This is a genomic window from Methanopyrus kandleri AV19 (assembly GCF_000007185.1).
Taxonomy (GTDB): domain Archaea; phylum JAADCQ01; class Methanopyri; order Methanopyrales; family Methanopyraceae; genus Methanopyrus; species Methanopyrus kandleri.
In genome coordinates this window covers 1,596,497-1,618,919 of sequence record NC_003551.1, presented here as the reverse complement: position 1 = coordinate 1,618,919, position 22,423 = coordinate 1,596,497, and the positions used below count along the sequence as shown (strand labels likewise).

The window sequence follows — 22,423 nt, the reverse complement described above, 5'->3', positions numbered from 1 at the left end:
CCGACGGGACCGGGGCGTCATCGCCGGGAACCGAGCCCGCCTCCGCCCGGTCGGGCCACGGGGCTCATCGCCCGTGTACCCCGGCCGTTGAACGGCGGTTCATCGGCGGATAACCCCCACCTCACCGCCGCCTGCCGAACCGGGGCGGGCCCGCGCTCGGGCTCTGATCAGCGTTTTCCGGGGTGAAGACGTTTGGGGGAGGGAATAGCGTACGCCGCCGGTACCGTTGTCAACGCTATCTCTGCCAAAAAAGGTTGTGCCTACGCGTTAGATCTAACAGTTTCAGTCAGAGCGGAACTTTCCGATTCCACGGAGATTCACACGGACGTGGAGGACACGTCACTCGTTGAACGGTGCGTGGAGGTCGTCGGCGAACACGTCGGTCAGGAACTGAACTTCGAGATCGAGGTCGACTCCGAAATCCCGATTGCGATGGGGCTGGCCAGCAGCAGTGCCGTGTCCAACGCCGTGGTCGAAGCCCTGCTCAAAGAGCTAGGACGTGAGCCGGAACCCTTCGAGGTCGTCCGACTCGGCGTCGAGGCCAGCATCAGGGCTGGTGTGACGGTAACAGGGGCCTACGACGACGCCTGTGCATCGTACTTAGGTGGCTTAGTGCTGACGCTGAACGATCAGCACCGAGTGCTGGATATCCGCGAGCTTCCGTACCCCTATGCGGTGATCCTGCTCCCGGGAGGTAAGGTCGAAACCTCGGAGGTGGATGTGAACCGTCTCGAGTTGTTAGCTCCTGCCGCCGAGACTGCTTTCCGGAGGGCGATGACGGGGGATTACCGGGGAGCAATGCTGATCAACTCGGCGGTGTACTGCTCCGCCCTGGGTCACGAATTCGAACCCGTGGTCGAAGCTTTAGAAGCAGGTGCTGCGGCGGCGGGGCTTTCGGGAACCGGGCCGGCGTTCGTCGCCCTCTGCGAGACGAAGTCGGACGTTAGAGAGGTATCCGAAGTTTGGTCCGATAGAGGTGAGGTACTGGAAACGAGAACCGTGGGGCCTGAACGTGCTCGAGGAGCTCAGGCGCGAAATAGACCGCATCGATGAGTGTTTGCTGGACGCAGTCATCGAGCGCCTGAAGGTGGCGCGGGAAATAGGGCGCGTAAAGGCTCAGGAGGGGTTACCACTGACGGACGAGGAGCGGGAGAAGGAGCTCCGGGAGAGGTGGAGGAAGAGGTTTAAAACAGAGGGGCTGGATCCGGCGCTCGCGGACATCGTGCTGGCTTCTATCCTAAAGGTTAGCAAAGAAGTCCAGCGGGGGGTGATCGGGGATGGGTAAGGTTCGACCGACGTTCGTGAAGCGTCCGGCCCGTGAGATCGTGGAGAAGTACGAGGAGTACCTCACCACCGACTTCGAGCACAACAAGAAAGTAGTTGAGATCGTCGCGAGACCCAAGACCAAAAAGCTCAGGAACATGATCGCCGGTTACGTCACGCACCTCATGCGTCTCAAGGAGCGTCAGAGGGAAGAAGGGACAGAGTGACCGGGAGGGGCGTACCCGTTGGGATTTCAGATTGAGGGCGTCATCCCAGCCCTGATCACTCCCTTTACGGACGACCTGAAAGGGATCAATGAAGAGGGACTCCGCGAGAACGTCTCACGATTGCTCGAGGCCGGCGTGCACGGCGTGGTGCCCGCAGGGACCACCGGGGAATCGTCCACGCTGAGTCACGCAGAACATCGACGCGTCATCGAGATCGTCGTTGACGAGGTGAACGGGAAGGTGCCCGTAATCGCCGGAGCGGGTTCGAACTCGACGCGCGAGGCCCTCGAGCTCTCCACGTACGCTGAAGACGTAGGGGCAGACGCGATCCTTTCCGTGGTTCCCTACTACAACAAGCCACCTCAAGAGGGTCTTTTCATCCACTTCTCTAAGATCGCGGAAGCCGTCGAGTGCCCTATTATCCTCTACAACGTGCCGTCACGAACGGGCTGTGCGTTGGAACCGGAGACGGCCGCCAAGCTCGCGGAGGAATATTCTCACATCGTCGGCGTCAAAGAGGCTAGTGGCGACCTGGACGTGGTCCAACGCTTCATCGAAGAGACTCCTGACGACTTCATCCTACTCTCCGGAGTCGATGAGTTGACGCTTCCGATCCTCGCCGTCGGAGGCGTCGGCGTGATATCCGTAACGGCCAACGTAGCTCCCGAGTTGATGGTAGAAATGTACGAGGCGTGGAAGAGTGGCGACGTAGAGCGTGCCCGAGAGCTCCATTACGAGCTCTTACCACTACACCGGGCGCTGTTCACCGAGACGAACCCGATACCCGTGAAAGCCGCCGTCGAGCTCGTGGGAATGGCCTCGAGTCCCCCTAGACCACCACTTAAGGAAGCTCGCGAAGACACCAAGGAGTTGCTTCGGAGGGAACTCAAAAAGCTAGGATTATTGCCCGAGGGGGGGTGACCGCTGGACGCACGTGAGCTCATTGATAAGTACCACATGAACACGTATTCGAGGTTCCCGGTTACCCTGGTCCCCGGTGAGGGTGCTAGGGTCTGGGACGACGAGGGGAACGAGTACATCGACCTAGTTGCGGGAATAGCCGTCAACGTCCTCGGACACTGTCACCCGGCCGTGGTCGAGGCGGTTAAGGAGCAGGTAGAGCGGCTCATCCACTGCTCGAACCTCTACTACAACGAGCCGCAGGCGGAGGCTGCAAGGCTTTTGGCTGAAGCGGCTCCCAAGGACTTGAACAAGGTCTTCTTCTGTAACTCCGGAACGGAGAGTGTGGAGTGTGCGATAAAGCTGGCACGCAAGTTTACCGGCTGCACCAAGTTCATCGCGTTCGAAGGCGGTTTCCACGGCAGAACGATGGGGGCTCTATCGGCCACCTGGAAGCCCGAATTCCGTGAGCCGTTCGAGCCGCTAGTACCGGAGTTCGAGCACGTACCTTACGGCGACGTGAATGCTGTGGAGAAAGCTATCGACGACGATACCGCCGCCGTCATCGTGGAACCCGTGCAAGGTGAGGCGGGAGTGAGGATACCGCCAGAGGGATTCCTCCGAGAGCTACGGGAGCTATGCGACGAACACGGGCTGCTCCTGATCGTCGATGAGGTGCAGTCCGGCATGGGACGAACCGGCCAGTTCTTCGCGTTCGAACACGAGGACGTCCTGCCGGACATCGTCTGTCTGGCCAAGGGGCTCGGAGGCGGTGTGCCAGTAGGCGCGACGATAGCGCGGGAGGAGGTGGCCGAAGCGTTCGAGCCCGGTGATCATGGGTCCACTTTCGGTGGTAATCCGCTGGCCTGCGCAGCGGTATGTGCGGCGGTCAGCACAGTACTCGAGGAGAACCTTCCGGAGGCCGCGGAGCGGAAAGGGAAGCTAGCGATGAGAATACTGTCCGAGGCGGAGGACGTCGTGGAAGAGGTCCGAGGTCGCGGTCTGATGATGGGAGTGGAGGTCGGCGACGACGAAAGAGCGAAAGACGTGGCTCGGGAGATGCTGGACCGTGGAGCTCTCGTGAACGTAACCTCTGGTGACGTGATCAGACTAGTACCTCCGCTCGTGATCGGAGAGGACGAACTCGAGAAGGCCTTGGCCGAACTTGCCGACGCGTTACGTGCTTCCGGCTGAAACGTACTCCCGCAACCACCTTATCTCCCTAATTTTCTCGTCGATGCGGTCTTCCAAGAGACCCCCGGGCTTCTCGTAGCGTCGAACGCACTCCGTCGTCCCCGTCGGCGTGTGGATGACGTCTACCGGTACGTCGTGCTCTTCCATCGGTATCTCTCCCGGTGGAAGTACCTGGATATCGTGAACGGTAGTGTGTATGGGAGTGTCTTCATCTACGAGATCCAATTGCGCCAAAATCCCCCACTCCAAGTCGAAGTAGCCGCCACCTTTTCCAACCCTGGCACCGTCCGGAGCTACCGCCACGGATCCGGCCACTACCAAGTCGACCGCGGGGAGTTCGTCCGGCATCGTTAGCTCCCCTTCCTGGAAAGCTCCCCTAATCGTTGAGGCACGTCGAGGATCTTTAGGGTTCTTCACGACGAGGAAGCCACGTTTGAGCCTCGGTGTCGGCATTATCAGGATCTTACCGTCGCGAAGCGCTCGTTCACGTACAGGTCGTTGGGGTGAGTCCGGATTTACCTTCACCACTTCGGCTTCCTCGTATTCGGGCGTCGAAGTGAGCCGTCGAGCCGCTACTAAGGCGCCCTTGAAGTTCGGGATCCTGCCCTCGACGGGGAACGGGGGCGCGGCCTCGCCGGACTCCTCGAGCTCTTCCCACACCATCCTTCGGATCCTGGCCTTTTCCGTCGAGGTCATGTGCCCACAACCCCTTGAGAAGCCTCACTTTTAAGTGGAGATAGGGTGTTTTTGCCTTCGGATCTCGAGTGATTTTGCGAGTGATGAAGGTCAGTGATCTTTGAAATCGTCCCCGAGCCTCATACATCGTTCGACCGATCAAGTGATCAGATGATTCTCGGCGGTGATAGTGACTATTAACGGATATGCTAAAGTTCAAGATCGGGCCAATGAGGAGCTGCGAGGCTAAGTTGAATCGGTGAAAGTAGCTACAATGTGGCTTATAGTCACATTATTGCCGGATTGAATAGATGAGGTTAAGGTACGAGCACCGTTGTAGGTGTGAATAAGATACTGTCATCACGCTATCACAACGTGCCCAGAATGTGAGAGCTCAAGGTCAAGCGTCGGTTCATGTGAGTGTTGTTTCGGTGGTGACAAGGGCGAGGTCGGAGTAGGAGTCAGACCACCTTGGCTGACTTCAACTTCTTGGAGTTCCTGCGCACGGTCTCGCGGATCTCCCGGGCTACGCGTTCCAATCGTTCCCTGGCTCGCTTCGGCGGTAACTCCGAGATCTCCTCCATCTCGCGCTCAATGCGCCTGGTGAGTTCGACGCTCACGAGCTCCGGAACCCGATCCTCGAGCAGCTCTACCAGACGCTCCCCTCTCTTCGTAGGGGCCACGCCCGACCCTGCCCTCTTGACGTAACCCCTGTCAAAGAGTTTCTTCACGATCTCCGCCCGTGTGGACTCGGTACCCAATCCAAGCTTCTTCATTTTCGCCACCAACCGCGACTGCGAGTACCGACGAGGGAGGGGTTTCCTACGGCGGGAAGCGTTTACATTCGCCGGTAGCTCGTCTCCCTCGGACACGTCGGGCATGGTACTTTCCCGGGGCTTCTCCCACGGGTACACCGAGTACCACCCGTCCCGCTCGACTTCCGTGCCTTCCATCACGAACCTCGTCCCGGTCCCTGGATGCTCGGCTACGATCCGCCACTTCACTACCAGGGCGTCCTCGGACAGTGTCGCCAGATATCGACGGACGATCAGATCGTACAGGCGCCAGGCCAGTTTCCCGCGGATGTACTTCCGCCGACCGGTGGGGGTGATCGGGGGATGGGCGCCGTCGTACTCCTTACCGGAGACGGGCTCTGACCTTCGACCAGTGCGCTGGAAATCCCGGAGGGCATCGGGGTGAGCGTTCCTCAGCTTGCGGAGAAGTTCTTCGTGGTCGAACGTGGATGGGTACCGGTTAGTCGCGGTTCTCGGGTACGTGATCATCCCTTCCTCGTAGAGGCGCTGAGCCAAATCGAGGGTGCGCTTCGGCGATATCCGGAGGATCTTACCGGCGGCCCGTTGAAGGGTAGTCAGGTTGAACGGAGTAGGTGGTCTTACGGACCGGCGCTCCCGCCGCACTTCCACGACCCTTATCGATTCGATTTCGGAGGCGAGCTCCCTCGCCCGACGTCCATCTTTGAACTTCTCTTCAGTTCTAAGTTCCCCGATCGGGGTCTCGGCTTGGAGTATCCAGTAATATCTGCGCTTCTTCTGAGCCTTCCTGCGTTCCCGCTCCCGCTCCACGACCAGTTTGAGTGTGGGCGTCTGTACTCGACCGACGGAGACTATGTCGTCGTTGCAGAGCGACAGCCGACGGGTGAGCGGTATCCCGTACAGCCAGTCCGCGATCGTGCGTGCGAGCGCTGAGTAAGCCAGGCTCGGGTCGATCCTCTCACCACGGAGTGCCCCCTCGAGCGCCCTGAGGACGTCCTCGCGGGTGTACGCCGAGAACCGCATCCGCCGAGCGCACTCGGGATCGTCGAGGCCACCCTGTCGTTTCAACCATACAAGTACTTCCCAACCGATCAGCTCTCCCTCCGCGTCGTTGTCGGTCGCTACGATGACCCTGTCGGCTCGACAGCCGGCATAGCGCTTCACGACACGTTCCACGGCCCGCAGGAACCTTTCTTTACCGTCGATAGGCCTCAACTCGAAGTCGCCCGGGTCGGGGAAGTAATCAGGGTGCCTGAACCCCGGATCGTCTTTAGGCCACCACTCCAGGACGTGGCCCGACAGGCTGGTGATGGCGAACCGTCTACCTCGGTATCTACCGAACCCCAGCAGCTTCCTACCGTCCCAGCTCCCCCGAAGGAACCCCGCGATCGTTCCCGCGAGACTGGGCTTTTCGGCTATGATTACCATCGTCTCCTTCGACGACGAGGCCATAGCACGAGCCCCTGAAAGGGATGAACCTGGTTATTCTCGCCTCCGTTCCCCTCCGACGGTTCCACACGGAGGTTGCAGGAAACGATATCCTCGGTGCCCCCATCCGTCACCTCGACGGACAGCGTATGACGACCGGACGTGACATCGAGCTCCAGGGATTCCTGAACTATCCCGTTAGCCTGCAACCGCACCGTACGCTCCAAGACCCTCCGGTCGTCGAAGGACACCATGAGTGTGCAAGTGGCCGGGCGGTGAGGGGAGGCGACGACCACGTTGAGCAGTAGCGTGTTTGATGTTCTCACCTCGACTTCTTCCTCGATATGACGCTCATGGGTTATCGGGTCCATCCATACGATCCGGGTGTACGCCTCGATCGAATCGGCTTCCGGCGGTCCGGCTACGACGTCCACGATCACCGGGTGGTTGTACGGCAGTTCGGATACTTCTTCGGGCGTCATGATCTGCCCCGCGACTCCTAGGGGTATCGTCAGTGCTGTTATGAGCACGGAGAGCGACCTCACGGTAACCGACCCCGGCTACCTTGAACGCGGCGCCAACACCCCTCCCAAAGGAGCTATTTACGGTAAACCGGTTCCGAAGTTGCTGGGGTGTGACCATGCGACCGAGGCTCCTTGTGAGTCCTGTAAACCGTGATGAGGCGCTAGAGGCCGTGGAAGGTGGAGCCCACATCATCGACGTGAAGAACCCCGAGGAAGGATCCCTAGGTGCGAACTTCCCATGGGTGATACGTGAGATCATGGAAGTAGTCCCGGAGGACCGCGAGGTCAGCGCCACCGTCGGGGACGTTCCCTACAAGCCGGGTACGGTGGCTCAGGCCGTGCTCGGTGTAGCCGCCGTGGGCGTGGACTACGCGAAGGTAGGGCTCTACGGAACCAAGACCGAAGAAGAAGCGCTGGAAGTCATGCGGGCTTGCTCCCGAGCGGTTCGTGAGTTCGGGTACGACACGCGCGTAGTTGCGGCCGGCTACGCGGACGCCCATCGAGTCGGGAGCCTAGACCCCATGTCCGTCCCGGAGGTAGCAGCCGAAGCTGAGTGCGATGTGGCGATGGTGGACACGGCGGTAAAGGACGGTAAGCGATTGTTCGACTTCTTGAGCGAGGAAGAGGTAGGAGAGTTCGTCGATTCAGCTCACGAGCACGGACTCGAAGTGGCGCTCGCCGGGTCCCTGCGGCACGAAGACATGCCCATCGTACGCGACCTCGGAGCGGACATAGTGGGGGTTCGGGGAGCAGCCTGTGAGCGCGGTGATCGTAACCGTGGGGCGATCCGCAGCCACCTAGTCCGGAAACTGGCCGAGGCGCTCGCCTGAAATCGACCCATTTATTATCTTTCAGGCCCCGTACCCTTAGGGGTGGAAGGAGTTGGGTGAACTCGCGGATGCCGTCCGTGAGCACCTAGTTTCGGCCACACTCAACGCGATCGGCCTGATCGTTGTGATATTGGTAATCCAGCTGGTGGTGCCCCCACTGGCGTCGCTCGGGACGATGATACCCGGTATCGGCGTGCCAGTGAACATGGTGCTCACCGCCGTGGGTGTGGTACTGGCACTATACTTCGCTTACGGCGTGCTAAAGCACGTGAAACCGATGATCACTCCTGCCGCCGATCTCGTATCGATGGTACTGCTGGGCCGTCGAGAGGAGGATCTCCGTACAGCCACGTACAACCTGGTACTGGCGGCAATAGTCCTCGTAGTGGCCGTCCTACTGTCCCCGCTGATGGTCTCCGTACCAGGAGCCGGAGCCGTACTGAGTCTCCTCGTACTGCTGGTCGGTATCGGCTTCGGTGGACTACTTCTGATCAAGGCCGCTACAGGGTTCTACGAGGTGTTCCGAGACAAGCTAGAAGAGCTGGCGGAAAACCTGGCCGAACGGGTCGAGGAACTGGAGCGCAAGGCGTCTGAAACGGAGGAGACGGAGGAGTCCGAGTAACCGCCCTCGCACAACCTTTAACTCCCCCCGCCTCCGTTCCCCGCAAAAGGCGCGGGGAACGGGGGCTTGGTCGGGCGGTACACTCGAAAGCTGGAGGATGCCGAGCTGGCACTCACGTTCGACGACGTCCTCCTACTCCCCGAACGATCCTCGGTAGAACCCGCCGATGTGGACGTATCCACACGAGTCACCGTCAACTACCGGATCAACATACCGATCCTGAGTGCTGCCATGGATACTGTCACCGAAGCCGAGATGGCTATCGCGATGGCCCGACACGGCGGCCTCGGTGTAATCCACAGAAACATGACCGTGGAGGAGCAGGTGAAGGAGGTCAGGCGCGTCAAGGAGGCCAGGGATGTAGTGCAACGTGATGTCGTGACGATTTCACCGGACGAGAGTGTGAAGCGAGCCGTAGAGCTGATGGAGAAGCATGACGTCGGAGGTCTGCCTGTCGTCGACGAAGAGGGTAAGGTCGTCGGCATCATCACGCGGCGCGACGTGGGCCTGCTTTCCGAGGAAGAGATCGGAGAGTTGGACGTGAAGAGCGTGATGACGGAAGAGCCGGTCGTCATTGAGGAGGGTGAAGACCTCGAGGAAAGAGCTCTACGGGTGATGAGGGAGGAGAAGATCGAACGCGTGCCCGTAGTAGACGACGAAGGTCGCCTCTTAGGGATCGTGACCGCCAAGGACGTAACGGAGCTCCGTGAGGAGACGGAAGCGGCCACCGACGAGGAGAGACGATACCTCGCGGCCGCAGCCGTGGGTCCGAAGGATCCCGACCGAGCGATCGCCCTGGACGAGGCCGGCGCGGACATCCTCGTAGTCGACTGCGCCCACGCGCATACGGAGACGGTCATCAACTTCGTGAAGGAGATCAAGCGTGAGGTCGACGCGGACATCATCGCCGGCAACATCGCCACGGCCGAAGCTGCGGAGGACCTCATCGCCGCGGGTGCCGACGCTCTGAAGGTCGGTATCGGTCCGGGTTCCATATGCACTACGAGGATCGTCGCCGGTGTCGGCGTACCTCAGATCACCGCCGTAGCCTGGGTGGCCGATGTCGCGGAGGAACATGACATCCCCGTCATCGCGGACGGTGGTATCAGGTACTCCGGAGACATCGCCAAGGCGATCGCCGCGGGCGCCGATGCCGTGATGCTGGGTAACCTGTTGGCAGGCACGGACGAGGCTCCAGGCCGGGTGATCCGGTTACGCGGACGTCTGTACAAGCAGTACCGTGGTATGGGAAGCCTGGGAGCCATGATGAAGGGTGAATCGGCCGACCGCTACTTCAAGCAACCCGAACAGGGAGGCCGCCACGTCGCCCAAACGAAGTTCGTACCGGAGGGAGTCGAGGGAGTCGTTCCGTACAAAGGTCCGGTGAGCGAGGTCCTCTACACCCTCGTGGGTGGACTCAGATCCAGCATGGGATACGTCGGCGCCAAGAACATTGAGGAAATGAAGAAGAAGGCGAGGTTCGTACGGATCACTCGAGCCGGGTACGAGGAGAGTCACCCACACGACATCGCCATCACGGACGAGGCACCGAATTACCCGATATCGAATCAGTAGGCGTCGCCGACGTCCCCTCATAGTTTTTCAGGTTTATCAGCCTGATCCCGTTCACCTTCTTCAGGTACTCGTACTGGAGTCTCTTGTAGTGCGAGAGCTCCCAAAAAGCTTCCAGCGGTGATATCAGGAACGGTGTGAACCACCCTAGCACAGTTGCCGTGATCGCGAAAGGGACGTTCCCATAGTTCGCGAGGATGTAGTAGTACGGCTCGCACCCACACCCTCCGTAGAGGAGCGGGAAACCGTTCCTCACGGTCCCGTGCCAGAAGATCACGGAGTTCTTGGGGAATCGTGGCCCGCCGATCGGCCCATCGTGAACCCAGGTGGCAGTCCTCAACCTGTCCGCGAAGACCAGCTCCCTGAGCGCACCGTGCCAGTCCACCGACGCTCGGTTCCCACGAGGGTCTAGCGCCGCGATGTTCCACACGAGTACGCCGTTCTTCTCGGTCCACGAGCCGTACATGCGCTCATTACCCGCGTTATGGACGATCGTGACCGCTGAGTATCCGAGGGTGTGCGCGACGTTGGTGGCGACCATCTCGTGAAGACCTCCCGGTCTTATGTCCGGATCATGTAATTTCACGAAGGCCAGTCGTCCTAACGGCAGGCAACCCGTCGTCGCGTAGAATTTCACGAAACCTAGAAACGCGTACGCTAGCCACGCCAGCACCAGGAGCGCGAGAACTTTCAGCGGAATCACTCCCACCACGGCGACGACCCCCTTAGGACAGCGTGCTTACCCGCACGGTGGTGCACGGTCTAGTGAGAGGCGGCTATATGACGGTCCGGTCCGTGCTGTACCGCCGTACTATCCGTGCAGGGTCGCATCGAGGAGTTCTCAAATGTCTGGATAGGGATGGTTATCGTATCACCGTCTCGAGACCGTACACCGTACAACGATCGTTAGAGAACCCTAGCGCATCCCCGGTAGCGTGTGGTGGATCGGAAACGTAATGGTAACGTGGGGACGCGGTCCGCGCGACTTCAGATTTCAGTCCCTCCTTCATCGGCTTACTCCGAATTGCCAGTCGCACAAATGTTCGGGGGTACCAAGATACCGTCGGGCGCAACGGCGAGAGCCACCTAACTGAGTACAGAATTCGTTACGATAACTGTAACGATAGGGGCTGCGGGGAAAAGGATCAGCTTACTCACGTAGCTCCTCGACCTTCTCAATGATCTCGTCCACGAGGTCCTTGGCGTCTCCGGGATCGATGATGCACGCGCTGGCTGCGGCTACGTCGATGCCGGCGGCGGCACCCAGCTCGTCCTTGCTCGGGACGTACACGTACGGAATGCCCTTCTCATCGCAGAGCTCCGGTAGGTGAGCGACGACTTCCTCGGGGTCCACGTCTTCAGCGATCAGCACGAGTACGGCTTCCTCGCGCTCGACGGCCTTGGTGGTCTCGTTGGTGCCCTTACGGATACGACCGGTGTCCCGAGCGATCTCGAGGGCCTCGTAGGCCTTCTCGGCCAGCTCCTCCGGGACCTCGAACTTCACGTACATGGGCTTGGACATTAACCATCACCCCACTCATCGGTTCATCCTCATCCTCGTGGTCGATCTCCTCGTCCGGCGTCCGACGCTCGGTTGAAATAAATAAAGTTTCGCCGGTGTCTTACGGGCCCCAATGAAGAGGAGCTGACGGGCCGAGTCTGTGACGAGACTCCTCTCAGCCGAGGGGGTTCACCTTGTACAAACAGGTGATCGTGGTTAGAGGAGACCTGAAACTCAGTCGTGGGAAGCTCGCGGCCCAGGTGGCGCACGCATCACTGGGAGCCTTTCTACGCGCCAAAGAGTCCGGGGCGCCGGTGGAGGAGTGGTTAAGAGAAGGTCAGAAGAAGGTAGTGCTCAAGTGTAAGGACAAGGAGGAACTCCTGGAGCTCCACGAGCTGGCTAAGAGGAGGGGCTTACCGTCGTTTTTGGTCCGAGACGCGGGGCTCACGGAGTTAGAGCCCGGAACGGTAACTTGTCTCGGAATCGGACCCGAGCGCGAGGAGGAGATCGACCGAGTTACGGGCGACTTGCCGTTACTGAGGTGACGGAGGGTTGATCGCGGTTCTGTTAGTCCTGCTAGCGCTCCCGACGTCCGGATGTTGTGAGGCGGTGTGGACGGTGTACGATTGGGGTTCCAAGGGTAACATACTGAAGAACCCCGTTTTAGTCCAGCACGCGCCCCACGGCCCACGCTCGGAGGTGGTTTACAGACACTCCGTCGAAGGCACCGTGGTCTTCGAGTTCCGGGGAGGTCCCGGACCGGCCGTGCTTTTGACCGCCGGTGTCCACGGCGACGAGGTGTGGACAGTGATAGCGTTGTTGAAGTTGTTGGACGCGCTGAGTCCGACTTCCGTAATAGGTACTGTATACGTGATCCCCGCCGTCAACCCGGCGGGGCTGGCGGCCAACTCGAGGTTAGTCGACGGCGTAGATCCTAACCGGACAGCGGATATACCCGGATCCCTGACGTGGCATCTCGTGCGGTTCGCGCTCTCCCATAGGGTGAAGTACTGGTTGGATATGCACTGCGGTAGTGGGGTACCTCGCCAGGGAGCGCTTTTAACCGATGAGGAGAGTGAATTCGTGGACGAGCTGGCGAGGTCCTCAGGATTCGTGCCCTTAGTAAAGAGCGCCCCGAGGGGCTCGATAAGATCCGTGGCGCGCCGGTTCGGAATTGACGTGATCACTCTAGAGGTGCCACGTGATGCGGGTCCGTCGGGCGTTGAGAGGGCGTACCACGCGGCCCTGGCCTTCCTGCGGTTGACGGGTGCGCTGCGTCGTGGTCAGTCGCGGACTCCGGCCTCGGGTTCGGCGAACGTCACAGTACCCGTTCTCCCGGCGATAGTGCCGCGACGCCGCCTCGGCTAGGACACGGCTCTTCACGGGATCCGAGCCCAGGTTTGTCGTCATCGGCGGTATCGAGGTTACATCCCGTAGAACGGGTCTTCCTTGCGTTTGATCTCGGCTATCTCTTTAAGGGCCTCCAACTCGTCCTCCGTCAGGAGATCCTTGAACTCCTCGAACATGAGCTTCGCGTGCTCGGAAGGTACGTCCGTATACAGGATATCGCCCTCCTCGAAGTGTCTACCGACGATGGGACCCTCGATGGATATGGCCACTTCCTGTCCCTTCTTCGCCTCTTTAATCGGTTCACCGTGCATCTGGATCTGCTTGATCTCCCCGAGTTCCCTACCATCCTCTCGCATCAGTGGATACCCGGGCTTGATCACACCCGCCAAGACCTGAACGCCGACGATCGCCGGCTTACTCTGGCGGAAGATGTACCCGGGGAGCACCTTTATCTTCCCGGGACGTACGAGTTCGTCCAGGCGCTTGCGCCGCTCTCGCTCGATCCGCTTTTCGACCATCTCCTCGTACTTCTCGACTAGCTCGTAGATCACGTCGTCGATGATGATGTCGACGTCGTACTCGTCGGCCAGCTCCCGCGCCTCTTCGGTGACCCCTACGTTGAACCCTACGATCACGCCGAGTAGCGGATCCTTCTCCGCGACCGCGTGCGCCTCGATGACGTCCTTCTTGGTGATGTCTCCGACGTCGGCCTTGCGGATCGGAACGTCCTTTTCCTTGAACTCCCCGACGACGGCCTCCAGGGTTCCCAGGGTGTCGGCCTTGATGATGATTCCCTCTTGGTCGGTCTCGATGGTGACCTCCTCGACCTCCTCTTGGACCTCGCGCACGACTTCCTCGACGTCCTCGTCTTCCCCGACAACGCGTAACGGGGCGCCGGCCACGGCCTCCTCGAGCTCCGGGGCACTGATCTTCACACCGGCGGCGGCCGTCACCTCATCCACCTTACGGAATCGGTCGCTCGGGTCGCGCATCTCGTCCAGAGGCTTCGGCTTCAGCAGGGATCTCACCCGGGTGACGATCGGCTCTTCTGGATGACCGATGACTATCGTGTCGCCCGTTCGGATGATACCGTCGTAGAGGATTGCGTCGACCGTGTGGCCGAGTCCCGGTTCCTCCTTGACCTCCAGGATCGCGGCCTTTCCGGGACCTTCCACCTCTATTTTCAGCTGCTCTTCCAGGAAGCGCTGTGCCAGTCCGGTCACGACCATCAGCAGCTCCGGAATCCCTTCCCCTGTGACCCCGCTCGTGGGAACTATCGCGACTGTTCTCGTGAAGTCCCTCACCCTATCGAAGCGTTCCGCCTGGAACCCATGCTGGTGGAGCTGTCCGATGAGCTCGTAGACTTTTTCTTCCAGCCGCTGCTGTACCTCCGGGGACTGCTTCTGGAACGACTCGAGGAAAGGAGTGTCCTCGTGGGACTTCCAGCCCGGCACCCTGTCCACCTTGTTGGCGGCGACGACGAACGGGGTGCGGTACCTCCTGAGTATCCTAAGGGCCTCTTCAGTCTGTGGCATCACGCCTTCCATGATGTCGATCACTAGGATCGCTATGTCGGCTAGTGCTCCTCCACGCCTTCGAAGGTTAGTGAAAGCTTCATGACCCGGGGTATCGATAAACAATAGTCCGGGTATCGTGATCTCCACATCCAGCTGTTCGAGCAACGGTCCACAGATCTCTTTGACAACTTCCAGTGGGATCTCCGAAGCCCCGATGTGCTGGGTGATACCCCCGGCCTCCTTCGCCGCTACGGCGGTACCGCGGATCTTATCTAGGAGGGTGGTCTTCCCATGGTCAACGTGCCCAAGTACCGAAATTATCGGTTGTCGTATGGCTTTATTACTCTCGGACAACTTATATCACTCCCTTGAGATTTTTCGTCGAAACGCCATTTTACTCGAATTTAAACCTTGGGTGGATGGAATATGAAAGTGTTATTTGCAACGGGCAATATCGGAAAGTACCATGAGGCCAAGCAGATATTAGCGCGGTACGGCATCGAAGTCGAGCGCGTTGACCTCGACTACCCGGAGCTTCAATCTGACAGCTTAGAGGAGATCGCCGCCTACGGGGCCCGGTACTGTGCTGAGTCGTTGGGTCAGCCGGTGATAGTCGAAGACTCGGGCCTGTTTATCGAAGCTTTGAACGGGTTCCCAGGGCCGTACTCCGCCTACGTGTTCGACACGATCGGTAACGAGGGTATCTTGAAGTTGTTGGAGGGGGAGGAGAACCGCAAGGCCGAATTCATCTCGGTCGTAGGCTACTGCGAGCCCGGCGGTCGACCGGTAACCTTCACCGGCGAGATCCGCGGGCGGATAGCGGAGGAACCCCGAGGTGAAGAGGGCTTCGGCTACGATCCTATCTTCATCCCGGAGGGTGAAGACAGTACGTTCGCGGAGCTGGGAGTCGAGGAAAAGTGTAAAATATCGCACCGGACCAAGGCGCTCGAGAGGTTCGCGGAGTGGTACAAGAATAACGTGGCGGGGAGGTGATCAGTCTTGGCGCGTATGCATTCACGTGACAGAGGCAAGTCAGGATCAACCAGACCCCCCAGAGTAGCTCCCCCGTCGTGGGTGGAGTACTCGCCCGAGGAAGTGGAGAGTCTGGTGGTCGACCTGGCCAAACAGGGTTACGAACCCGCCATGATAGGTATCAAGCTGCGTGACGAGTACGGTATACCCGACGTCAAATTAATTACCGGTAAGAAAATCACTGAGATCCTCGAGGAGCACGGGCTGGCCCCGGAACTTCCGGAGGACCTGCTGAACTTGATTCGCAGAGCCAAGCGAGTGCGCGAGCACTTGAAGCGACATCCAAAGGACTTGCACTCGAAGCGGGGACTCCAGCTCATCGAGTCCAAGATTCATAGGTTGGTTAAGTACTACAAGCGGAAGGGAGTCCTACCAGAGGACTGGAAGTACGACCCGGAGGCCCTCCACGTGGAATGAGCTCTCGCCTCGCCCAATTGTTACGATTCTATTAACGTTCGATCGCCCGATGGCTACAACTCGGTAGATGCCCAGCTGGGGGTGAAGCGGGGCGGTACCTTGAGCGATGACGGGTTCGAAGGTACTCTGGAAGAAGCTGTCGAGTTCCTGGAAGATCTGGAGGGAACTGCCGTCCGCCTCTACGTTCACAACGACGCGGACGGGCTCACGGCAGGGGCACTGATGGCCTTCACGCTCCGGTGCCTCGAGGTACCCACACGGCTTCGGGTACTGAACACGGAAACGGAGCTGTTAAAGGAGGATCTTGACGGCCCTACCGTGGTCGTGGATATGGGGAGCGGGATCCTGGACAAGCTACGGAACGACCACCCCGTGCTCGTCATCGACCACCACGAGATTTCGTCGAAACCTTCGGACAACGTACTTCTGGTGAACCCACGAGAGCACGGTGTCGACGGTGGTACGGAAGCTTCGGCTTCCACAGTAGCGTACTTGCTGTGCCGACGCGTGGTTAAAGTCGAAGAGACGTGTCTGCCGAAAGCCGCGCTGGTCGGCGCCTACGGTGACAATCAAGCCGGTAAGAGAGGAGTTCGAGGCTTGAACAGGGTGCCGGAGGAGGACGGGGAGAAGCACGAAATCATCGAGATCCGAGACCCAGCCTACTGGGTGTTCGGACGCGCGTCGATGACCGTAGGGGAGATCGTGGAGCGCGTTTCCGGCGCTTCGGTGCGGGAGGCGTTAGAGGCCAGATTCGGCGATCTAGACGTGGCCCCCGTGGATTTGAGTCGAGAAGATGAAGCCGAAATAGTTCGAGAACATCGAGAACTTTTGAGCGGTGAGAAGAGGAAGGAGCTCGAGTCCAAGACGGGTCGCATCCACGTGTTCGACGAGGAGCGTCCTCTCAAGGCCCTTCGAGATCCCTTAGAGACGGCTACGCTCCTCAACGCCTGCGGCAGATACGGGGAGGGGTGGGCGGGTGTCCTGATCGCCATGGGGTCTTGGGATCCCCTCCAGCTGGCCAAGAAGCTCAGGAGCAAGCACAAGGCCATCATCCGGGAAGCATTGAGTAGGCTGAGTCGCGGAGAAGGTATCACGGACCGAGAGAGCATGGTAGTGATCGACGGTCGCGAGCTCGGGATCCCGCACACCGTAGTGGGAATCGTAGCCCAGTTCGTGTGTGAGGAGCGGGAGCGTGTGACCGTAGGTGTGGCTGAAATGGAAGAGGGTCTCGTGAAGGTGTCGATACGTTGTCCGGAGAACTCGGATGTGGATGCCGCCGAAGTGATCAAAGAGGCGGCTGATCGCGTGGATGGAGAAGGAGGGGGACACGAGAGGGCTGCGGGTGCCGAAGTCCCCGAAGATCGGCTGGAGGAGTTCCTTCTAGAGCTCGAGAAGCTCCTATGATTCGTACAGCCACTCCTCGTCGCATCGTTCGTAATCTATCGTGGATAGGTCCTTGCCGAACACTATCTCGATCTCCCGCTCGGCGGACTCCGGAGAGTCGGAGGCGTGTACCACGTTCCTGCCGATATCCAGCGCGAAATCTCCGCGGACCGTACCCGGTGCAGCTTCGGCGGGATCCGTCGCGCCGATAATGTTCCTCACGACCTTCACGGCCTTCCGGCCTTCGACTATCATCACCACGACGGGGCCGGATGTCACGTACTCGATGAGATCCTCGAAGAATGGCTTGTCTCGGTGTTCTTCGTAGAGCTTCTCCGCCGTCTCGCGGTCGAGCTGACGCATCTCCAGCGCGACTATCTTGAGACCCTTGCGCTCGAGACGTCGGATCACCTCTCCGACCAGACCCCTGACCACGCCGTCCGGCTTGATCATAACGAACTCCCTCTGAACCTCCGCCAACGGACGAACCCCCGCGCCGCGTCCGCCTTCAGTCTAATCACCTTTGCGGACGATCCTGACGATGGGAGTATCCGGTCCGGGTTCCGGTAGATCGACGTTTTCAAGGTGCCGCTCGACTTCCCGTCCGAGTTCTCCTTTCAGTTTCAGTGCTACTAACTCGCCTCTCTCGATACGTTCCTGCAGGACCTCCGCCACGGCTTCCGGATCGACTCCCTCACAGTAACCGCCTAACGTGCCTCCGATCACCGCCCCGTACCTACCCCACAAATCCGAAGCCACGCTCAGCGCGTACCGTACGGTCTGCTCGTTCACCGCCGAATGTGCGTCGACGAGCTCGTTCCTCCTGAGTTCAAGGCGGGAGGGGACGGGTCCCCGAGCCCGAGCCGCCTCTACGTCCTCACGGTCCGCCAGGCCGGAGGTTAAGGCGGTCGCGGCCGCGAGCCCGAAGCAGCGGTCGTGGAACGGGATGTCGAAAGCTTCGAACTCGACACAGATGTCGTCACATTTCACGGTCCCGTCGGAAGTGTGGACCCGATGCACCTTAGGACCCACCAGCGAAAGCTTCACCGCTTCACGGTACTCGATCATTACCTCGGCGCCCGATTCCAGTAACGTCTTCTTCTTCGCGCGGAGTGCGGACGACGATCCGCCGGCTATCGGGTAGTCGTAAGGGGCCCCTGTGAACACCGCGTAGTCCGCCGCCGAGGTAACCCCCAACGAAACCTCACAAACGTAAGGTCCGCTCGTCTCGCGTACTACTTCGACGACGCGGGCGGGCGTGACCGAAGGCCGACCTACTGGGGACTCGTCCGTGGTCGACAGGGCCGGCCGGTGTCCCGCCTCTTCCAGTATCCACGCGAGGTAAGTCGCGGTCGTCGTCTTCCCTCTTACTCCGGTAACCTCGAAGAGGAAATCCTGCTTATACCGAGCCGCGAGGGCTCCGGCGAGTGCGTGATGAGTCACCCGTGGGCCTTCCACGGTTCCGAAATCCACGCCACAGTGAACTGGAACGGCGATGAAGTCGAACCTTCCGAAGGCCCGACGGAGGATCGGGTAAGGACGGGCCTCATCGCACGTCCCGTAGATATCGACGAGTACGACCTCGTGCCCTATTCCGTGCAGTTCGTCGCTCAGTACCACCCCTCCGTGGGTGGCGTCGACGACACACGCTCTAAGCGGTTCACCACCACCCGTTCCAAACGCTTCGCCATCGATCTGGCCCCGGAAGGCGTGCTCGAGGAGGCGATGACTGAACACACCGGTTCACCCCGAGGGATTACCGTACCGGGGCGCGGCCTGTCCCGGGTCCATGAGAGATAAGGCACGCGCACCGTGTTCGGGGCGTATACAACCCTCTTGCACGACCAACCTCGTATCTTCCATCGTTCCGGCAAGCTACCATCGAAGGCTTGCAGGTGAAGGCGGATTGGGTTGTCCCCTGATACCCGTGCCAAACACTCCGTAACCGCGGTCGGTCGAGGGTTGACCTCTATGACGTGGAGTCCGTATTTGTTGAGCACGGCATCGACACCGTTCAAACCGACCAAGCCCAGCTCGTCCACTAATACCTCACAGACCCTCCGCGCCTCCTCCCTCACGCTCGGCACTAGGTGGTACGGAGACGGCACGAGGTTCCCCTTGTAGGAGTACTCGGATCGCAGGTCGATCAGCTGGTCGTTGACCGATAGTACCCTGACATCCGACCCGTCGGAGACGAACGTCACGCTGACGTGACGACCCGGTACGAACTCCTGAAAGATCACGCCCGGACGTGGGTCGGCTTCGTCGAGTTTCACCTTCCGAACTCCTAAGCCGCCGGCTCCCCGTACGGGCTTCTCGACTAAGGTCTCGACGCCGAGCTCCGAGGGATCTTCCGAGGTTTCTGGCATGGGAAGGACGTCGGAGAGTCTGTTGAACAGCTCCAACTTGTCCGCCGCGACGTTCACTACCTCGGGTTCGTTGCCCGCGTATTCCGCGCCGAGCTTCTTGGAGGTCCGAAACGCCGCTTCGACGGCGAACTCCGAGGTGGGTACTATCACATCGGGCTGAAGTTCTTCGAGCGCCCTAATCAGCCACTGATCATCCGGGGGCCTGAACCTGGGCAGTAATCTACCCGGCCCTTCCCGGACGTACGATATGACGTCGCCCGGCTGGTCATCGGGGTCGTAGAACTGAACGGCCCCTACTTCAAACTCTAACTCGATCGCTAGCTCCGAGAACTGGCGGTTCACCACCCCCACGAATACCAGCTTACAGCTTTTTGAGGATCTCGAGTGCTTTCTCGGCAACTTCCAGCTCCCGCAAGGCGTGTTCCGGATCTTTCGTCTCGGCGGCCCGCTTCAACCTGGCGGTGACCACTTGAAGGGCGGCCTTCCGTACGTCCTCACTACCTGGGAGTCTCGGTCTACGTTTCTGTTTTTCCTTCTCAGGTTTTCGTTCCTTCTTACCACTCTCCGGTTTCTTTTCCGCCCACTTCGTCTTCTTCTCCTCACTTTCAGCCCGCTTCCTGCGCTCCTTCGCTTTTCTCTTGACCTTCTTCGCCTCCTCCTCTACCACCTCGAACTCCGTTCCGCAGATTGGGCAGCTCACGGTTCCCGTTTTCGGGTCCTGGAACAGCGGCACCTTACACTCGGGGCAATGGATACCCAACATTTTGTGTCCTGCGAGCAATCGTTCCGCCATCTTGTTCAGATCTGACCTCTTGATGTCGGGATTCCCCCTCAGGGTGAAGGGAACGCTGCCGGTGCTCTCATCACGAACATCGGGACCTCTCGTCCAACCTCCTCTTCAATTATCTCACGTACCTTCTTCTCGTCCTCTGTAATAATAAACAGAACAGACTGTTCTTCACCTGTGTACCCACCACGTCCAGTCATTTCCGTAACTCCTTCGCCTTCCTGAATTAGTCTGTTGATAACATCCTCCGACTTATCAACCGGAACTATAGCAATGACTAGCGCCGGTCCTAAACTCATTTCAAGCTTGCCTATGATCCTAGCTATCTGGAAGTCATTATCTACTTTCATCTTCATCCGAGCCTGTTCTAAGTGGTTCCTTACGCCCGACACCGTAATTCCCAGCTCCTCAGCTATTTCCCGATACGACATCCCTTCCGATCTCATGACCGAAACTGTAGCCTGTCGTTCTGTCAAGCCGTATACGTCCATCAGTACCTCGATTACGTCTCGGTTTATTCCGGAACGCATGAGGAACGGTCCCCCGAAACCCCCGTTCCGAAAGATTTTTTTCAAGGTGTCGGAGGCCCGGCAACAGTCCTCATCGGAGGGGGGTGGCGACTTGTCGGACTACGAAGAGAAGTTCGAACAGTGTTGCACCCTGTTGGAGCAGCGGATTATTCAAGACGACCAGATCCCGAGGAACGTGCGCCGTGCGGCCAAGCAAGCGATCGAGGCGTTGAAAGAAGAGGGACAGTCCCCCGGCGTCCGGGCCAGCACGGCCATCTCCACCCTGGAGGAAGTGGTGAACGACCAAAACACCCCCGAATACGCCCGCACCGTGCTCTTGCAAGTGATAGCAACCCTCGAACAAGTTAAGGATGAGGTCTAAGTACGGCCAGCCTGGCCGCCTCCTCTAAGGCTTCCGCGAGTCTCAAGGCCGCTTCGGGTCTATCCGCGACGACGAGACCGCCATGACGCTCCAGTGCGGCTACCATGGGTTTACGGGCTACTTTCGCCACGGCTTCAGCTAGACGCTCGCTTCCGGGCGGCTGGTATTCCACCCACACGATTTCTCCGACGGATCTCCGAAGATCCTCTGTCTCCGGCGGACGGTTCCCGGAGTGAACCAGTGCCGTCAAGTACGGTGAATGAGTGTGAATTACGACCCCATCACCGACTTCTCGGTACAGAGATAGGTGCATGAGCAATTCCGATGTGGGTTTCGTGGTCCCCAGGACCTCGCGACCCTCTACGTCGACGATCGGCACGTGCCGTGGGCGCACATCAGATAATCTGAACCCGGAGGGCGATACCGCTACGTAGCGACCAGAGCGCACGCTAACGTTCCCTGATCCTCCTATCGTAAGACCGGCCCGATGTACCTCCTTACACAGTTCTGCGACGGTTCTCCTCAATCCCGCAAGTGAGCTGGAAGGTACCTTCATAATCTCCTCACCTGCCGAAGCTTGATGGTGTTCACATCGATAATAACCTCTTTATCCCCATTGTAAATACCCATTCCCTCGGCTTCAATGTAGTAGGGTGTCGAATATATAATTATAGTTTCGCCTTTAATCTTCACTTTTTCCACATATCCAATGGCCTTTATTAGTACTTTTGTACCCTTATTCGGTTCGGATTTCGTATCTGCATATACCATTAACTTACCTTTAGCAATATCATCAACATGCGCTAGTTCCGTCAATTTAGTGCAAACATCTTCCGAGTTAACAACCCTAACTCTATACCTAAATAGTTTCTTCTTGACCTCTTCCTTTATGAATTTAGCCTTAATTCCGAGGTACTCTAGTAACGTTTGTAAACCTTCATGGAGCCTAGACGTTAGCTGTAGATACGCCATTGCGAAATCACGGTTGAACGCATCGTAGTCACCTCGTGCCAGGTCGGAGGACATTCTCATAACTAACTGAGGATCGACCGGGGACTTCCCGGTCAGCGACACGGCGAAAAGGAACCCGGAAGCCGTCATCGCTACGAGGATGATCGCGGCGGCCGCTATCCGCACCGTCCATACTACTGGCCGCAACCCGGGACGG

At 59.2% G+C, this 22,423-nt stretch carries 27 protein-coding genes; 14 read left to right on the top strand and 13 right to left on the bottom strand.

Annotated elements, in window-relative coordinates; genetic code table 11:
- Positions 1–192: 192 nt before the first annotated feature.
- From MK_RS08575 to MK_RS08555, 5 genes are read left to right on the top strand one after another with little or no spacing between them, the layout of a single operon-like run.
- Positions 193–1,053 (top strand): shikimate kinase, encoded by an 861-nt coding sequence (locus MK_RS08575; protein WP_011019978.1) that lies wholly within the window; start codon positions 193–195, stop codon positions 1,051–1,053.
- Entirely contained in the window at positions 1,013–1,285 is a 273-nt protein-coding gene (locus MK_RS08570) for a chorismate mutase (protein WP_226988642.1), read from the top strand. The genes MK_RS08575 and MK_RS08570 overlap by 41 nt, the downstream gene beginning before the upstream one ends.
- Positions 1,278–1,490, top strand: coding sequence for a 30S ribosomal protein S17e (locus tag MK_RS08565; RefSeq protein WP_011019976.1), 213 nt, complete (start codon positions 1,278–1,280; stop codon positions 1,488–1,490). The genes MK_RS08570 and MK_RS08565 overlap by 8 nt, the downstream gene beginning before the upstream one ends.
- Before the next feature lie 18 nt (positions 1,491–1,508).
- Positions 1,509–2,411: a 4-hydroxy-tetrahydrodipicolinate synthase gene (dapA, locus tag MK_RS08560; RefSeq protein WP_011019975.1), complete on the top strand. Its 903-nt coding sequence runs from the start codon at positions 1,509–1,511 to the stop codon at positions 2,409–2,411.
- Between the two features lie 3 nt (positions 2,412–2,414).
- Positions 2,415–3,584, top strand: coding sequence for an acetylornithine transaminase (locus MK_RS08555; protein WP_011019974.1), 1,170 nt, complete (start codon positions 2,415–2,417; stop codon positions 3,582–3,584).
- On the opposite strand, the gene MK_RS08550 is transcribed toward MK_RS08555, so the two are convergent.
- From MK_RS08550 to MK_RS08540, 3 genes are all read right to left on the bottom strand, one after another.
- Complete coding sequence (locus tag MK_RS08550; RefSeq protein WP_011019973.1) at positions 3,567–4,280, bottom strand: 5-formyltetrahydrofolate cyclo-ligase; 714 nt, start codon at positions 4,278–4,280, stop codon at positions 3,567–3,569. The two genes, MK_RS08555 and MK_RS08550, sit on opposite strands and share 18 nt — an antisense overlap.
- A gap of 440 nt (positions 4,281–4,720) precedes the next feature.
- The gene (locus MK_RS08545) at positions 4,721–6,484 is read right to left on the bottom strand and encodes a DNA topoisomerase (RefSeq protein ID WP_011019972.1); all 1,764 of its coding nucleotides are present in this window, start codon (positions 6,482–6,484) and stop codon (positions 4,721–4,723) included.
- Positions 6,454–7,005, bottom strand: coding sequence for a hypothetical protein (locus MK_RS08540; protein ID WP_011019971.1), 552 nt, complete (start codon positions 7,003–7,005; stop codon positions 6,454–6,456). The genes MK_RS08545 and MK_RS08540 overlap by 31 nt, the downstream gene beginning before the upstream one ends.
- Positions 7,006–7,100: 95 nt before the next feature.
- On the opposite strand from MK_RS08540, the gene MK_RS08535 reads away from it, so the two are divergent.
- The 3 genes from MK_RS08535 (at position 7,101) to guaB (ending at position 10,011) form a co-directional block, all read left to right on the top strand.
- Positions 7,101–7,814: a (5-formylfuran-3-yl)methyl phosphate synthase gene (locus tag MK_RS08535; protein ID WP_011019970.1), complete on the top strand. Its 714-nt coding sequence runs from the start codon at positions 7,101–7,103 to the stop codon at positions 7,812–7,814.
- Between the two features lie 52 nt (positions 7,815–7,866).
- Entirely contained in the window at positions 7,867–8,436 is a 570-nt protein-coding gene (locus MK_RS08530; RefSeq protein ID WP_011019969.1) for a hypothetical protein, read from the top strand.
- 66 nt (positions 8,437–8,502) lie between these two features.
- Positions 8,503–10,011, top strand: a complete 1,509-nt coding sequence (guaB, locus tag MK_RS08525; RefSeq protein WP_011019968.1) for an IMP dehydrogenase — start codon at positions 8,503–8,505, stop codon at positions 10,009–10,011.
- Here guaB and MK_RS08520 read toward each other — a convergent pair.
- Entirely contained in the window at positions 9,971–10,720 is a 750-nt protein-coding gene (locus MK_RS08520; RefSeq protein ID WP_148679860.1) for a hypothetical protein, read from the bottom strand. The two genes, guaB and MK_RS08520, sit on opposite strands and share 41 nt — an antisense overlap.
- Before the next feature lie 438 nt (positions 10,721–11,158).
- Positions 11,159–11,530: a 50S ribosomal protein L7Ae gene (rpl7ae, locus tag MK_RS08515; RefSeq protein WP_011019966.1), complete on the bottom strand. Its 372-nt coding sequence runs from the start codon at positions 11,528–11,530 to the stop codon at positions 11,159–11,161.
- 173 nt (positions 11,531–11,703) lie between these two features.
- Between rpl7ae and pth2 the strand changes: the two genes are divergently transcribed.
- On the top strand, positions 11,704–12,054 hold the full coding sequence (gene pth2, locus MK_RS08510) for a peptidyl-tRNA hydrolase Pth2 (RefSeq protein ID WP_011019965.1): 351 nt from the start codon (positions 11,704–11,706) through the stop codon (positions 12,052–12,054).
- 7 nt (positions 12,055–12,061) lie between these two features.
- Complete coding sequence (locus MK_RS08505; protein WP_011019964.1) at positions 12,062–12,877, top strand: succinylglutamate desuccinylase/aspartoacylase family protein; 816 nt, start codon at positions 12,062–12,064, stop codon at positions 12,875–12,877.
- Between the two features lie 56 nt (positions 12,878–12,933).
- Here the strand turns inward: MK_RS08505 and infB are convergent, their stop codons facing one another.
- A complete protein-coding gene (gene infB / locus MK_RS08500; protein WP_011019963.1) occupies positions 12,934–14,730 on the bottom strand; it encodes a translation initiation factor IF-2 in 1,797 nt (598 codons plus the stop codon).
- A gap of 72 nt (positions 14,731–14,802) precedes the next feature.
- Here infB and MK_RS08495 point away from each other — a divergent pair, with 72 nt between their 5' ends.
- From MK_RS08495 to MK_RS08485, 3 genes are all read left to right on the top strand, one after another.
- On the top strand, positions 14,803–15,369 hold the full coding sequence (locus tag MK_RS08495; RefSeq protein ID WP_011019962.1) for an XTP/dITP diphosphatase: 567 nt from the start codon (positions 14,803–14,805) through the stop codon (positions 15,367–15,369).
- A gap of 6 nt (positions 15,370–15,375) precedes the next feature.
- A complete protein-coding gene (locus MK_RS08490; protein WP_011019961.1) occupies positions 15,376–15,825 on the top strand; it encodes a 30S ribosomal protein S15 in 450 nt (149 codons plus the stop codon).
- A gap of 99 nt (positions 15,826–15,924) precedes the next feature.
- A complete protein-coding gene (locus tag MK_RS08485; protein ID WP_148679859.1) occupies positions 15,925–17,229 on the top strand; it encodes a single-stranded-DNA-specific exonuclease RecJ in 1,305 nt (434 codons plus the stop codon).
- Here the strand turns inward: MK_RS08485 and ndk are convergent.
- From ndk to MK_RS08465, 5 genes are read right to left on the bottom strand one after another with little or no spacing between them, the layout of a single operon-like run.
- Entirely contained in the window at positions 17,224–17,688 is a 465-nt protein-coding gene (gene ndk, locus MK_RS08480) for a nucleoside-diphosphate kinase (protein ID WP_011019959.1), read from the bottom strand. The genes MK_RS08485 and ndk overlap by 6 nt on opposite strands.
- Before the next feature lie 33 nt (positions 17,689–17,721).
- Positions 17,722–18,828: a UDP-N-acetylmuramoyl-tripeptide--D-alanyl-D-alanine ligase gene (locus MK_RS09185; protein WP_158296003.1), complete on the bottom strand. Its 1,107-nt coding sequence runs from the start codon at positions 18,826–18,828 to the stop codon at positions 17,722–17,724.
- Positions 18,819–19,976, bottom strand: a complete 1,158-nt coding sequence (locus MK_RS08475) for an ATP-grasp domain-containing protein (protein WP_011019957.1) — start codon at positions 19,974–19,976, stop codon at positions 18,819–18,821. The genes MK_RS09185 and MK_RS08475 overlap by 10 nt, the downstream gene beginning before the upstream one ends.
- On the bottom strand, positions 19,939–20,370 hold the full coding sequence (locus MK_RS08470; protein WP_148679857.1) for an Sjogren's syndrome/scleroderma autoantigen 1 family protein: 432 nt from the start codon (positions 20,368–20,370) through the stop codon (positions 19,939–19,941). Before MK_RS08470 ends, MK_RS08475 begins: the two co-directional genes overlap by 38 nt.
- 38 nt (positions 20,371–20,408) lie before the next feature.
- Positions 20,409–20,894, bottom strand: coding sequence for a sigma factor-like helix-turn-helix DNA-binding protein (locus MK_RS08465; protein WP_148679856.1), 486 nt, complete (start codon positions 20,892–20,894; stop codon positions 20,409–20,411).
- Positions 20,895–20,985: 91 nt separating this feature from the next.
- Here MK_RS08465 and MK_RS08460 point away from each other — a divergent pair, with 91 nt between their 5' ends.
- Positions 20,986–21,255 (top strand): UPF0147 family protein, encoded by a 270-nt coding sequence (locus MK_RS08460; RefSeq protein ID WP_148688226.1) that lies wholly within the window; start codon positions 20,986–20,988, stop codon positions 21,253–21,255.
- On the opposite strand, the gene MK_RS08455 is transcribed toward MK_RS08460, so the two are convergent.
- A complete protein-coding gene (locus MK_RS08455) occupies positions 21,239–21,811 on the bottom strand; it encodes a class II aldolase/adducin family protein (protein ID WP_011019953.1) in 573 nt (190 codons plus the stop codon). The two genes, MK_RS08460 and MK_RS08455, sit on opposite strands and share 17 nt — an antisense overlap.
- Positions 21,808–22,413, bottom strand: a complete 606-nt coding sequence (locus tag MK_RS08450) for a hypothetical protein (RefSeq protein ID WP_011019952.1) — start codon at positions 22,411–22,413, stop codon at positions 21,808–21,810. Before MK_RS08450 ends, MK_RS08455 begins: the two co-directional genes overlap by 4 nt.
- Positions 22,414–22,423 lie beyond the last annotated feature (10 nt).

Bases quoted from the DNA above. Each gene is read 5' to 3' on its own strand.
- MK_RS08565 (WP_011019976.1), top strand. From the start codon at position 1,278: ATGGGTAAGGTTCGACCGACGTTCGTGAAGCGTCCGGCCCGTGAGATC.
- MK_RS08465 (WP_148679856.1), bottom strand. From the start codon at position 20,894: ATGCGTTCCGGAATAAACCGAGACGTAATCGAGGTACTGATGGACGTA.
- MK_RS08470 (WP_148679857.1), bottom strand. From the start codon at position 20,370: ATGGCGGAACGATTGCTCGCAGGACACAAAATGTTGGGTATCCATTGC.
- MK_RS08550 (WP_011019973.1), bottom strand. From the start codon at position 4,280: ATGACCTCGACGGAAAAGGCCAGGATCCGAAGGATGGTGTGGGAAGAG.
- rpl7ae (WP_011019966.1), bottom strand. From the start codon at position 11,530: ATGTCCAAGCCCATGTACGTGAAGTTCGAGGTCCCGGAGGAGCTGGCC.
- MK_RS08455 (WP_011019953.1), bottom strand. From the start codon at position 21,811: ATGAAGGTACCTTCCAGCTCACTTGCGGGATTGAGGAGAACCGTCGCA.
- MK_RS08545 (WP_011019972.1), bottom strand. From the start codon at position 6,484: ATGGCCTCGTCGTCGAAGGAGACGATGGTAATCATAGCCGAAAAGCCC.
- MK_RS08495 (WP_011019962.1), top strand. From the start codon at position 14,803: ATGAAAGTGTTATTTGCAACGGGCAATATCGGAAAGTACCATGAGGCC.
- MK_RS08535 (WP_011019970.1), top strand. From the start codon at position 7,101: ATGCGACCGAGGCTCCTTGTGAGTCCTGTAAACCGTGATGAGGCGCTA.